This window comes from Microbacterium sp. MRS-1, assembly GCF_000585455.1.
GTDB lineage: Bacteria > Actinomycetota > Actinomycetes > Actinomycetales > Microbacteriaceae > Microbacterium > Microbacterium laevaniformans.
Window position 1 is genome coordinate 1 of sequence record NZ_JAUF01000056.1, and the last position, 11361, is coordinate 11361.

Genomic DNA, 11361 nt, shown 5'->3' on the forward strand with positions numbered 1-11361 from the left:
CCCACACCGGGATCGGAGGCCAGACCCCCTCAGCCCGCGTTCACAACGTCACGGGGAAGTACAGTTAGACCAGCGCGCCTCCCGGAACGCGGCCGCCTGCATCCGCCGATCGCCGCTCGGTCTCTCATCAGGAGCCGCCCGCGCGACATCGCTTTCCGATGTTCGGGCGCGTACCGCCAGCGGAGTCAGATGCTGCGCTGGCGGTGCGTGGTCGTCTCGCGCGGGCGCGACCTTCTCACCGAGCCTTTGAAGTTCCCGTCGTGCTGGGCCGGTGGTCGGTCGGGTGAGCACGACCGTCAGGTGCGTGATCGCCAGCAGCACCACGGGAGGCACGGCGGCGACAGCGGCGGCCAGCACTCCGGGCACGTCGGCGTCCGCGGCGACGACGGCGTGGATCGCGTTGGCAGTCACCGAGACGAGCGCGCCGCCGATCAACAGCGTCCACGGGTACCACGCCGAGCGCTGCCCGCCGAGAGCGACGACGGCGACGGTCGCGACGACGATGATCCCGTCGACAATGAGCGGCCAGGCCCATGACTGCCCGGCGCCGATTCCGGAGCGTGCTGCGAGGTCCGCGAGAGCGGTGAAACTCAACCAGAACGCGCCGGCGGCGATGAACACCGTCCCGACCGCCGCGGTCAGCACCGCCCACCGGCGATCCATCCCGGCGATCATGACAGCCCTCCGAATGCGGGTGCTGGAGCGGCAGGGGCCGGAGCGCGAGCGAAGGAGCCGCCGGGGCGATCCGGCGTCCGCTCCCTGGCCGAGGGATGCGCAGCACGGTAGGCGGAGCGGACGGTCGTGACAATCTCCCGTTCCGCAAGACCTGCATGACCCGCTGCGGCACCCAGAAGGTCAAGAGCTTCCACGGGGTTCACACCGTTCTCCGCAAGGCGGCAGGCAGCCCAGAACAGGCCGCGATTGCGTTCGCCTTCCTGACGGTTCGCGACCCACGCCGCAAGCCGCGACACGTCGGATGCGGCGCCGCTCATCGCCGCGTTCCGAGGTAGCGAGCGAGGTTGCGGGCGCGGGTCGAGGAAGTCCCGCAACCCCGCCGCGTCCACCGGCGCGCTCGGACCAGACCCCAACTGCTGCAGGCGGTAGCCGGCCCTTGCCCCGTTGACGAGAACACTCGACGGCGGCAGCACAATGTATCCGCCGTCCCCGCGGAAGTCGACGGCGGCGCGTGCCGCCTGCCAGGAGCGCTGCTGCTGGCCCGGCACCGCCGGGTAGTAGGCGTGCGTGCCGCCCGACGGCGTGGCCACGAGGAACATCCACCCGTCGACCAAGCCCGCCTGCTGCGCGCGACGCATCGAACCGTAGCCGTTCACGGGCCCATGCACGTCGACGTCGACCACGACGACCCCGGAGACTTCGCCGGTGGGCATGCCGATGTTCGCACCGGGCCGCGCCCGCCACCACACATCGACCTGACGTGCCTCAGTAGTCGCATCGTGGAACCCGTTCTCCGTCACCGGGCGCTTTCCGCCCGGTGCGCACGGGAACACTGGCACCCCAGCGGCGGCGAACTCGCGAGCAGCGACGGCGGGATGCCAGGCTGGTGAGACACGCGTCATCACCTCCGCGAACCCATCACGGGGTTCGCGAGCGTCGTTCCTCGTCTCCTCGGTAGCCACCCGCTCCTCCTCCCGGCAGGCCACCGCAGGAAGCGGTTGCCCTTGCGACCATGAGGTGCGCCGGGAGGGTCAGCGGAGCGAGGACGGACGAAAGATGGTGTGACGACCGTCAGGCTCCACAACGAACCCGACGTGTCTGGCCCGGTCTACTGGCCCGGCAGCAGATACGTCGAGAGGCAGAAGACGAAAACGGGTCATGCGTGAAGAAAGACGGTTCACACAGCGAGTGACGATGCCGGGACTCAGCCTACGGACTCGTCCTCGATGACCCTCCGAGCGCAAAGTTCCTCGAGGGACGGGTGCGGGGTGAGGCGGTACTGCGTCGGGGTGACCCCGAAGCGGCGCTGGAACCAGTTCGACGCTACACGCGGATCGCGCCATCCGGAGGCAGCCGCGGCGCGGCCCACGGACAGATCGGTCTCCTCGATCAGCCGGGTGAACTCGGTCAGCCGGATCTCCGTGAGGAACCGCATCGGCGGCGCCCCGGTGTGCAGCAGAAACATGCGTGTGAGGTGCGTGCGCGAGAGCGAAGCTTCGCGAGCGAGAGCTCCGACCGTCCACGGCTCGGCCATCCGTGTACGGAGCATGCGTACCGTGTCGCCGATATGGCCGATCACCGCCGGGTCGGTCAGGCGCCCGTCAATCGGTCTCCACGGAGGTTGCGTATCACGTTGGCCATTCTCCGCCGAGAGGAACGTCGGCAGCACCATCCCCACCCAGCGGGCGAGCAGCTCAACCGTGCGAGTAGCGACGACTTCTGGCGGATGAGACCCGTCAGACAGGATGCTCATCTGTCGCCACAGCGGTTCGATCTGCCTCAGCGCCTCCACGCCGGGTTCGATCAGCAGCGGTATGCCGCCCCACTCATGCGGGTGGATGCCCGCGAGGACCCGTGAGCGATCCGGGAAGAACCACGACATCTGCGAGAGCCAGAACTCATCATCAGCGTATACCGCCCACATTCGCACAGACGGGGCCGGCCTAATCTGGCACCAGCGTCCCGAGCCGAGAGCGAACGACGTGCCGGGCCGTAGCGTAAAGACGCCGTCGGCCGTCGCGATCTCGCACGTGCCCTCGAGCACGTTCAGAATCTTCGTCTGCCGGAAGATCGCCCGGCTGGACGGAAGAGTCCTCGCAACCTCGACCGCCACAGCTCCAGCGCCACTGCGTCGCGCGGGCGGGAACGAGAGTTGTTCGTGAGCAGTCGGCGCTGCTGAAAGTTGACTCCCGCTCCCACACCGGCCGACTCCCTGGCGTGCTATCGCTCACTCCCGCGAAGCACGACACGATCGAAGACATGGCAGCCAAGCACGGTGCCGATCAGCCCTGGGAAACGGGAAGCTGTCGCACACGGCAGCGGGGCCGTACTCGCGGAGCTACGAGAAGCAACTGCGTGGTGCCGCGCCGACGAAGCCTCTTGCAAGCGAGACAGCAGCTCTGGACGAGCGCGACGCGGCCGGTTGCGTTCACCGGTCGTGCTGGCTAAGGGTGGCGAGGTAGGCGTTGTATTCCTCCCTTTCTGCGTCATCTTGATCTCGTCGGCGATCAGCGAGTGTGAGGTCACGGGAGCGCCAGCGGGATAGTGTGACAATGAGGACGATCAGCAGGGGTAGCTCGGCATATGTCCATGCCAGGGTCCCCGCGATCGCCTGATCGCGAAGCGGGTCGATTGGCCACCCGATCGTGGGATTGGTGAAGGCCACGAACAGTGGTGTACTGCTCAGGAGAAGGATCAGTCCAAAGACGGCGTGGATCTGGATCTCGGCAATTACGTCGATGAGGCGGGCGGCGTAGGACGGGGTGCGGGGCAGTGGGTCGGAGGACCAGAGCGGGACGGCGGCGATGGTCCCGCTGATGAGGAACGTGAGCAGCAGGAGCTCGTGTCCGGCAGGGAGGCGGATGATGACACTGACCAGGTCGGTCAGGTACAGCCCGAGGTAGAGCGCGGCGGCGACGAGGATCGCGACGACGGGGTGCAGAACGGCTCGGGCTAAGCGCGAGCGCAGACCGGCATGCGCAACACGCAGCGCGAACACGCCGAGGCCGCGGTGCGGTGTAGCCCGCAGGAGTAGTCGACCAGGTGAGCCGACGATCAGCAGTGGGGTGACGACGGTCATCAAGGTGATCTGTTGGAACACCAGTGCGGCGACCGACAGACTTCCGTAGGTGTTCAGACCGAGGCCGCCGGTTAGGAAGAGGAGGACACAACCAAGCAGGAAGGAGATGGTCCGCAAGATGGACCATCGACGGCGCTGGGACCAGAGGCGCATTGCTCCCCAGACATAGAGCGCGGCCAGCAGGACGGCGATCGGCGCAAGAAGCGACGCACTGCTCGGTGCGAGGGCGAGCAGATTCTCGACAGTCGGAGGCGCAGTGCCGGAGAGCGTTGTCGTCATGGTCGGTCGAGGATGCTGCGGGCGATGAGCAGTGCATCCCGGTGTATGCCGTGGATGGTGTCGCTGCCGGGGCGGCTGAATCGGGGCATTCCGGCAACGGTTAGGCCTGGGATCGTTGTCTGGGTAGGGTGGTGGCCTGTCGGATGGGCGTGGTCGGGAAGCCAGTCGTCACCGGGGAGATAGCCCGTGGCGGCAATGACGGATGTCGGCCTGAGGGTGGAACCGTCGGCCAGAGATACGGTCGGTCCGTGGGCGCTGGTGACGGCTGAGCTGATAGCTATTCCGTCGCGTCTGAGCGACTGGTAACTGTCGGTGTAAAGCGGCTCCGGTTGACGCTTGCCCTCGATCAGGTGTCTGTATCTGCCACTGCTATGGGGAAAGAACGCGAGGGCGTGCCGGCGCCGGGGGGTGCGAACCGACAGCGTCACGGTGTGAGAGTCGTTCAGCTCCCTCGCCAGTTGCACACCGGTATTCCCGCCGCCGACGATCAGCACATCGCCGGGCGGGAGTTGCTTCGGGTCGTGATAGTCGCTGCTGTGTAACGCCATTCCGGGAACGTCCAGGCCGGAGAACCATTGTGGACGTCGGGGGCGAGAGGCAGCGCCGGTCGCGCAGACCACATTTCGGGTTTGCACGTCACCGACCGACGTCGAAAGTACGAGGGTCGTCTCTTCTGCGCCGCGTCGCTCCACTCCGATGGCGCGGGTCCTCCACAACGGCTTCACTCCTATGCGAGCAGCGGTATCGGCGAGATAGCGGGACATTTCATTCGCCGTCAGGTGGCGGCGCTGATTTCCTACCGTTGGATAGCCGACCAGAGTGCTGTGGCGTGCGTCGCTGAGCAACACCATCGAGTGCCACCTGTTCGCCCAACTCGTCTCTCCGGAGCTCGCGTCGATGATGACGAACTCGTGTTGTGGGGTAAGCCCGCCTTCCACCAAAGCGGCTGCGACGGCGAGGCCTGATTGTCCCGCGCCGACGATAATCGCTCGCCGACGGCCCATGCCCAGCGGGAGCTTCTTGATCGCTCTCCTACTGGTCATTTTCGGAGTATCCGATTCCAGGCTCGCCGAACGGCGGCTTTCATGTCGTCCCACTCGTCTCGAAACGTCGGGAGCGGTTCTCCTTCGCGGCGTTCTGGCGCTCCCAGCCCGATGAGCACAATAATCACCACGAGTGCGATCAGTTGCGCGACGCTGGTTATCCACACGGGATCGTTCCTGCCGCGACGGGAGGGACACGAGCTGACTCAACCCCACGGGTCGGGATGTTCGACGCAACGACGGACAGTTGGTTCATGGGTGGTTCGTATCTATCCGGAGCCTGTGTAGCTGACACCTGCCGCACGCCGTGGGTCGGCGAAGCCGGTCACGGACCGGGTTTGCCAGTCGATCTCGAGAGCCTGTACCGATCCGAACACGGGCGGGTAGCCAGACACCTCCACGGTGTAGCCGCGACCACGGAGCTCGGCGGCGACACTGTCGGACTCGAGGCGAAGGACGTCGTTGGTGAGCAATTGGAATCGTGGGGCGAGGACGGCTTCTTCGACACTCGCATCGTGCATGGCCCACAGGGCGATGACGGTGGCAAGAGTGCTGGGGATCTGTCGCCCACCGGGAAGACCTACTACCAGTACCGGCGGGCCGGTGGCATCGAGGACGAGGCTCGGCGCCGACCAGCTAACCGATCGTGCGCCGGGCCGGACGACGTTCAGCCCGGCAGTACCGATGTCATTGAACCGTTTGAGGGAGTTGTTGAAGAAGAACCCGGCGACGTACTGTTTCGAGCCCCAGAAGTCGGTGACGGTGTTCGTCATGGACACGGTCAGCCCGTTCTCATCGACGACCGAGATGTGCGTCGTGTTCCCGTCGACATCTTCACCCTCCGCTGTCCCAGCCGCGCCCGCGGAGGCCGCCAGGGCGGCGTTGGCCTCCGGGTCGGTGAGCTCGTCAACGGGGACGTCAACGAAGTTCGGGTCGCCGAAGAGCGTCTGAATCGAGTTGTTGGCGATCCGCCAGGCGCGAGTCTGGATGTCGATGAAATCTGCCGACCCGGGAGCTGCCCCGGCGATTCCGAGGGCTTCTTCGATCTGCAGCTGCTGTATCACCGCGGCGCCCGGCAACGCCGGTGCCGCCGAGACGACGGTGTAGTCCCCGAACGTCCCGGCTGGCGGGTCGGACCATTGCACCTCGTAGGCGGCGAGAGATTCGGCGTCGATCCCGGGCACGTCGGCCAGACGCGGAACCAGCGATCCGGTGTAGAACGCGTCCGCGCCCTCCGTGGCGATCGTGCTGAGCGTCTCGGCGAGCGTGCTCTGCACGAATGTCGCGTCGGCGAGCAGCCTTCGGCCGTCAGCGTCATAGAACGGCGGTACGTCCGCCGCGCCACCAGGGAGGTACTGGAGTTGCCCGGCCAGATATGAGGAGAGGGGGGCGCCGTCTCGTGCGAGCGCGATCGCCGGTTCGAGTAGCGTTTCCCAGGGCAGCGTCCCGTAACGCTCGTGCAGGGCCGCCATTCCGGCGACGAACCCAGGGATCCCCGCTCCCGAGGACGGCACCGAGCCAGCGGTGTTCACCTCGTCGCGGTAGTCCACGTAGTCGAGATCGTCGCTATCGGCGATGATGGCCGAGCCGCCGCCGCCGATACTGGACGCGTCCGGCTGCAGTACCGTGTCGGCGAAGGCCGCGGCAATCGCGGCGTCGACCGCGTTGCCGCCTTGGCGGAGGACAGCTGTGCCGGCTTCGGCGGAGAGCGGATGCCCTGCCGCCACCGCGCCTTGGGCGAGCGGAGGAAGCGTCGGCGTGGGGGAGGGCGTCGAGCTACTGAGGGGTGACCGTGTCGGGGTCGGCTCGGTGGGCGTGCAGCCGGCAAGCATCGCCGTCACGAGGACGAGGGCGGCCAGAACGGCCGGCCGGGTGGCGAGGCGGGGCATCTACCGATGCTAACAAACAATCTGCGTAGCTCAGGAGATGCGTAGGTGTGCAGGTTACGATCCGTAGTGATGGGAACCATTACCGCTGCCTCTGCGTCGAAACGGCTCTTCGCGATCGACGCTGCCCGCGGTCTCGCACTGATCGGCATGATCATCGTCAACGTCGGGCCTGTCGCGAACGAGAGCGTGTTTCAACGGTTGTGGTTTCTGCCCTACGGCCGGGCATCGGTGCTGTTCGTCCTCATTGCGGGCGTATCGATGAGCCTGTTCCTGCGCGCCGACCACGGGCGCCGACGGATCATCGTCGTCCTCTGGCGTGCAGCAATCCTGATTGTCGGCGGTCTTCTGCTCGGTTTACTCCCGCACGGGGTCAACGTCATCCTCCCTCTATACGGCGGGCTGTTCCTTGTGGCCCTCCTCTTATACCGGCTTCCGACCAGCGTGCTGATCGGACTCATCACCGTGTTCATGATCGTCGGTCCGCTCATTTTTGTCGGGGAATCCCTCGATCACACCGGCGAACCCCGTCCGGAGCTGGCATGGTCCGGCGACATTCCCGGCCTGCTGCACACGCTGTTCCTGTCGCGTCCGTACCCTCTGGTCGTGTGGATCATCCCGTTCGTGTTCGGGATGATGCTGGGCCGCATGGACCTGCGCGAGCGGCGGGGCCAGAAGGCGATGATCATCACGGGCGGCATCGCCGGCGTCGGCGCCCTGGCCGCAGCCGAGCTGTTCCCCCTCCTTCTCGGTGAACCCGAGCGCGGCTACGGCCTGCTGTTGACGGGGGTGCCCCACGGGCAGATGCCGTTGTGGGTGATCAGCAGCGTGGGCAGCGCGATCTTCGTCACCGGACTCCTGTTGCGGTTCTGGAGTCATCTGTCTCGCTTCGCGACACCAGTGGTCCTCGCCGGACAGATGGCGCTGACGTTCTACGTCGGCCACCTGTTCCTGCTCGCGGCGCTGCGACCCGAGGACGGATTCACGTTCCTGCAGGGCGTCGGCGTCTCCCTTCTCGCCATCGGCGGATGCATCCTCGGAGCGCTCCTATGGATGCGCCACTTCCGCACCGGCCCTCTGGAATGGGCCATCCGCGGCCGATGGCTGGAACTACGCCCCGGAGCGTCCCCATGACCCACCACGACCGAGGAATGCGACGACGATGACTACAGTGACGAGCACGCCAGTCCTTCGCCGCACATTGCGGTGGAGTGCGGGGATCACCGTCGGCCTCGCCTTTGTCGGGGCTTGCATCGGTTGGCTCCTTGCCGCAGAGCGGGGTCTGATCAGCGCGATCACCGGAGTCGTGCTGACCGCCGTCTTCTTGGCAATCACCGCGATCAGCCTGCTTGTCGCGAACCGCTGGTACGGCTCGCCGCTGTACGTGCCAATCTTCTTCGCCATCGTCCTCGGCAGCTGGCTGGCGAAGTTCATCCTGTTCTTCATCACGCTCACCCTGCTTCGCGGTCAGAATTGGATCGAGCCGATGATCTTCTTCGTCGCCGTCGTGATCAGCGTGCTCACCACTCTCGTCCTCGACACGATCATCCTGCTGCGATCGGGGCTCGTGCGCAGACCGGGCTCCGGTCACGGACCCGCAGACCCCATGTCCTCCGGGCAAGCACGCGCGTCCACGCGGACTTGACCGGGCTCACAACCACCGCAGGGAACCGGCCTCTCCATCCAGCCTGACGCTCCCGCCCGCCTGCCTGACCTGGTCAACAGAAGATCCCCATGCGGCAGGGCAGCCCCTCCCCACAGGAGCGCAGACGGATGTGAGTCGTCCGCGAAGTGCGCCTGCCGTTGCGGAGAGTGCTAAGGTTGCATCGTATCTACGCAACTATGCAGGTAACGAGGTTTGATGTGTTGAGTGTGCTGCGGGAGTCTCGCTACCGCAATCTGTTCACCGCTCAGGTGGTGGCGCTGCTGGGAACCGGGCTGCTGACCGTCGCGCTCGGCCTGCTCGCGTACGACATCGCCGGGGCTGATGCCGGGGCGGTGCTGGGCACCGCCCTGACGATCAAGATGGTCGCGTATGTGGGCGTGGCGCCCGTGATCGCCGCTCTAGTGAATCGGCTGCCGAGGAAGGCCGTACTGATCGGGGCGGACGTGATCCGCCTCGCCGTCGCCATCTCTCTGCCGTTCCTCACCGATATCTGGCAAATTTACCTGCTGGTGTTCATCCTGCAGTCCGCGTCGGCGACGTTCACCCCCGCGTTCCAATCACTAATCCCCGTGGTTCTGCCCAACGAACGCGACTACACCAAGGCGCTCTCGCTGTCCCGTCTCGCCTACGACCTCGAAGCACTGGTGAGCCCGTTGCTGGCTGCCGCGCTGCTGAGCGTGATCGAGTTCAACCTGCTGTTCGTGGGCACCGCGGTCGGCTTCGCCCTCTCGGCCGTGCTCGTGCTGGTGACCCCGTTCCCCTCGCGCACACCCGTCACGACCACAGGATCGGTGTGGCACCGCACAACCCTCGGCGCAAGAATCTTCGCCAGGACGCCAAGCCTGCGGTTCCTGATGGCGATGAACTTCGTGGTCGGTGCCGGCACCGCTCTGGTGCTGGTGAACACCGTCGTCTACGCCCGAGACGTGTTCCAGTTCGACAACAGCAGCCTCGGATTCGCGCTCGCCTGCTACGGCGCCGGGTCCCTTCTGGTCGCGATCAACGTCCCGAGACTCGTGGAACGCATCGGCGACCGTCGCCTCATGCTCACCGGAGCCACTGTCAGCTCCCTCGCCCTCATCGGTGCAGTGGGAATGACCGCTTGGGCGACGTCGGCCGCCGGGGGAGGTGCTTGGTGGCTGTTGCTCCCGTTGTGGCTGTTCATCGGCGCAGGGAACTCGATGATCAGCACCCCCTCTGCGCGACTGCTCGCTCGCGCATCGGATGACAACACCCGCAACTACATCTACACGGCGCAGTTCTCCCTTTCCCACGCCTGCTTCCTCATCACCTACCCGCTGGCCGGATGGATCGGCGCCGCAAGCCTGACGGTCGCGGCCGCGGTCCTCGCCGTGATCGCCATCGTGGCGGGGCTGATCGCCAGCCGCGGATGGCGATCCCCGACGAACACACCGAAATCGATTGAACAGGAGAAGATGGCCTCATGACCAACTCGGACAGCACATGCGCTCGGCATCCCGACAGCCCCTATGTAGAACTCGCCGTCGAAATCTTCTCCATGCTCGCCGACGCCACGCGGGTCCGCCTCATCCTCGCGCTCCGCGACGGAGAGATGTCCGTCAACCACCTCGCCGATATCGTCGACAAACACTCGACAGCTGTCTCGCAACATCTCGCGAAGATGAGACTCGCCCGCATCGTCACCACCCGGCAGGAAGGAACCCGGGTCTTCTATCGGCTCACCGACGAGCACGCCGTAGCCCTCGTCGACGAAGCGCTCAAGCAAGCCGAGCATGCCATAGGAACACCGCACCACCACCAGGCGTGATTCAGTACGGAGAAGCCCGGTCAGAGTCCTTCCGCGCTATCGACCACTGCCCCTCTCCGGCGGTCGTACTGTCGCCGGAGACCTCAAGCACTTGGTCGACGTGAGCGCGGAGGAACACGCTGAGAGAATGTCGGAACCGGGCCGATGTCCCGCTCGCGAAGTTTCTGGAGGTACGCGTTGTAGTCGTCCAGTTCGGATGATCCGTGGATGTCAACGTACCGGTCCTGTGCCTCGGATCGTGCGGTGTCTTCCCGGAACCATCGGTGCATGACGTAGATCAGCATGAGGAGTGTGGGGGCCTCGCCGTACGACCAGGCGAGTCCGCCGGCGAGTTGCTGGTCTTCGATGGGGTCTAGTCCCATGGCTTGCGTGGGGGCGACGAAGTGGGTGATGAGCATCGTGGTGGCCATCATGAGGAACACGCCGAAGAAGGCGTGCAGGGCTGCTTCGGCGAACACGTCGAGGGCGCGACCGCCGTGGCTGAGGCGGACCGGCAGCGGGTCGGAGCTCAGGATGGGGATCGTGAAGATGACTCCAGCGCCGAGGAACGCCACCTCGAGGGCGATGTGTCCCGCGGTCGAGCCCAGGATGGAGTCTGCGAAGCCCGCGAGGTATAGGCCGTAGAACGCGGCGAGATAGAGAGGGAGTGCGGCCCATGGGCTCAGTGCCCAGCGCGCGAGTCTACTGCGCAGCCCCGCTTGGGCGACGGCGAGCGCGGTGCGTCCCATTCCCACGTGCGGGGTGGCGCGGAGCAGCAAGGTGCCCGGGGATCCCAGGATGAGTAGCGGCGGAATCGCCATCATCAGAGTGAGTTGCTGGAACATGAACACCGACATGAGCGCGTAGCCGTAGTTCTCCACGGCGAGACCGGTCGTCGCCGCTAGGCCGTGTTGCTAAATCCATTGCAAGGCTGCGGAGAGGCAGAGCCCGGCTGCGTATGAACA

General features: G+C 65.9%; 10 protein-coding genes and 1 pseudogene. 4 read left to right on the top strand and 7 right to left on the bottom strand.

Annotated elements, in window-relative coordinates:
- Positions 1–48: 48 nt before the first annotated feature.
- The 6 genes from AS96_RS15725 to AS96_RS10275 form a co-directional block, all read right to left on the bottom strand.
- A complete protein-coding gene (locus tag AS96_RS15725; protein WP_231477223.1) occupies positions 49–663 on the bottom strand; it encodes a DUF2637 domain-containing protein in 615 nt (204 codons plus the stop codon).
- Between the two features lie 8 nt (positions 664–671).
- Entirely contained in the window at positions 672–1577 is a 906-nt protein-coding gene (locus AS96_RS10255; RefSeq protein WP_036289368.1) for a bifunctional DNA primase/polymerase, read from the bottom strand.
- 302 nt (positions 1578–1879) lie between these two features.
- On the bottom strand, positions 1880–2599 hold the full coding sequence (locus tag AS96_RS14715) for an AraC family transcriptional regulator (protein WP_147251418.1): 720 nt from the start codon (positions 2597–2599) through the stop codon (positions 1880–1882).
- 504 nt (positions 2600–3103) lie between these two features.
- Positions 3104–4033 carry a cytochrome c oxidase assembly protein gene (locus AS96_RS10265; protein ID WP_036289335.1) on the bottom strand — a complete coding sequence of 310 codons (930 nt, stop codon included), beginning with the start codon at positions 4031–4033 and terminating at the stop codon, positions 3104–3106.
- The gene (locus tag AS96_RS10270; RefSeq protein ID WP_081768038.1) at positions 4030–5076 is read right to left on the bottom strand and encodes an NAD(P)-binding domain-containing protein; all 1047 of its coding nucleotides are present in this window, start codon (positions 5074–5076) and stop codon (positions 4030–4032) included. Before AS96_RS10270 ends, AS96_RS10265 begins: the two co-directional genes overlap by 4 nt.
- Positions 5077–5345: 269 nt before the next feature.
- Positions 5346–6965 (bottom strand): gamma-glutamyltransferase, encoded by a 1620-nt coding sequence (locus tag AS96_RS10275; protein WP_081768039.1) that lies wholly within the window; start codon positions 6963–6965, stop codon positions 5346–5348.
- Positions 6966–7034: 69 nt separating this feature from the next.
- On the opposite strand from AS96_RS10275, the gene AS96_RS10280 reads away from it, so the two are divergent.
- The 4 genes from AS96_RS10280 (at position 7035) to AS96_RS10295 (ending at position 10417) form a co-directional block, all read left to right on the top strand.
- On the top strand, positions 7035–8096 hold the full coding sequence (locus AS96_RS10280) for a heparan-alpha-glucosaminide N-acetyltransferase domain-containing protein (protein ID WP_051498840.1): 1062 nt from the start codon (positions 7035–7037) through the stop codon (positions 8094–8096).
- 28 nt (positions 8097–8124) lie between these two features.
- The gene (locus tag AS96_RS10285) at positions 8125–8607 is read left to right on the top strand and encodes a hypothetical protein (RefSeq protein WP_051498841.1); all 483 of its coding nucleotides are present in this window, start codon (positions 8125–8127) and stop codon (positions 8605–8607) included.
- Between the two features lie 218 nt (positions 8608–8825).
- On the top strand, positions 8826–10076 hold the full coding sequence (locus AS96_RS10290) for an MFS transporter (RefSeq protein ID WP_036289348.1): 1251 nt from the start codon (positions 8826–8828) through the stop codon (positions 10074–10076).
- On the top strand, positions 10073–10417 hold the full coding sequence (locus AS96_RS10295) for an ArsR/SmtB family transcription factor (RefSeq protein WP_036289360.1): 345 nt from the start codon (positions 10073–10075) through the stop codon (positions 10415–10417). Before AS96_RS10290 ends, AS96_RS10295 begins: the two co-directional genes overlap by 4 nt.
- A gap of 83 nt (positions 10418–10500) precedes the next feature.
- On the opposite strand, the pseudogene AS96_RS10300 reads toward AS96_RS10295, so the two are convergent.
- A pseudogene (locus tag AS96_RS10300) lies at positions 10501–11289 on the bottom strand (cytochrome c oxidase assembly protein); the annotation flags it as partial.
- Between the last annotated feature and the right edge of the window lie 72 nt (positions 11290–11361).